General features: G+C 53.5%; 1 protein-coding gene. It reads right to left on the minus strand.

The window, feature by feature from the left end:
* Positions 1-189: 189 nt before the first annotated feature.
* The coding region (locus F0L68_RS45870) for an acetate and sugar kinases/Hsc70/actin family protein (RefSeq protein ID WP_223199641.1) at positions 190-739 on the minus strand (550 nt) is incomplete at its 5' end.

The following is a 739-nucleotide window of genomic DNA, read 5'->3' on the forward strand; positions in this document are numbered from 1 at the left end:
CGTGTATATAATAAAAATAAAAAAGAAATTAAATTTATATAAAATTTTACAATAAATTACATTAGAATAGATGGCGTTAGATTAGATGTTCAGTTCTCAGGTATCACTAGGTACAACGTACTGACGGTTGCGTTCAGAACTCGGACGAGCACAACACCACACAGCACCGGGGTCACGCGGCCGCGCTGCTTAGAAGCACTTGCGGTGGACGATGCCGGGGCCGGACTCGTCGTATTCCTCCTTCGAGATCCACATCTGCTGGAAGGTGGACAGGGAAGCCAGGATGGATCCACCGATCCATACGGAGTACTTCCTCTCGGGGGGAGCGATGATCTTGATCTTGATGGTCGAGGGCGCGAGGGCGGTGATCTCCTTCTGCATCCTGTCGGCGATACCGGGGTACATGGTGGTACCACCGGACATGACGGTGTTGGCGTACAGGTCCTTACGGATGTCGACGTCGCACTTCATGATGGAGTTGTACACGGTCTCGTGGATGCCGCACGATTCCATACCCAGGAAGGAAGGCTGGAAGAGAGCCTCGGGACAACGGAACCTCTCGTTACCGATGGTGATCACCTGACCGTCAGGAAGTTCGTAGGACTTCTCGAGGGAGGTGGAGGCGGCAGCGGTGGCCATCTCCTGCTCGAAGTCGAGGGCGACATAGCAGAGCTTCTCCTTGATGTCACGAACGATTTCCCTCTCAGCGGTGGTGGTGAACGAGTAACCCCTCTCGGTG

The sequence above is a fragment of the Solihabitans fulvus genome (genome assembly GCF_008386585.1).
In the GTDB taxonomy this organism is placed as follows: Bacteria; Actinomycetota; Actinomycetes; order Mycobacteriales; family Pseudonocardiaceae; genus Solihabitans; species Solihabitans fulvus.